General features: G+C 48.7%; 1 protein-coding gene. It reads right to left on the reverse strand.

Annotation, left to right across the window (positions count from 1 at the left end; genetic code table 11):
• Window positions 1–230: hypothetical protein (locus tag ACQRBR_RS12045; RefSeq protein ID WP_427813050.1), on the reverse strand; the 230-nt coding region annotated here is incomplete at its 3' end.
• Between the last annotated feature and the right edge of the window lie 294 nt (window positions 231–524).

Here is a 524-nt window from a genome sequence, read left to right on the forward strand (position 1 = left end):
GTAAGCCCCGCTTCGGCGGGGCTTTTTGCGTTTGATGAACGAGTACCTTCCTGCTCTTGAAAAGCTGCCTCTATTATTAATGATGCAGAACACTGAATACGTCTGTAGCGCTGTGCACTTGGGCGAAGAAAGGCCGTGCACGTTTTTTCCTGCCCCACCAGCTTTTGGGTTTCTTCCTCTCCTGATTTGAACGGTATGCCGGGGCTGGGTTTCGTTTTCTTGGTTTTCAAGCCCCGGCTAAGCGGGGAGATATGCTCAACGGATGATTTTTTCGGCGCAATGAGGGGACTTGAGGCTACGAGAAGCGCGTGTAAAACGATTTATTCAAAAAATAGATATAGGATAATCTATGTAAGTTACTGTTTTTTTTAAAGAAACGTTGACAAGCGCGGAAAAGGGGTATAAAAATTTTTACAAGTTCGACGGACAAGCAGACTGCTGCCGCGGACTTTCAAAAACGAGCTTTTTGCTCCGGCCGTATCGGCCGGGATTCCTGTCCCGCTCCGCACAGGGCAGGAATGGGG

It is taken from the genome of Desulfovibrio sp. SGI.133, assembly GCF_050313955.1.
In the GTDB taxonomy this organism is placed as follows: Bacteria; Desulfobacterota; Desulfovibrionia; order Desulfovibrionales; family Desulfovibrionaceae; genus Desulfovibrio.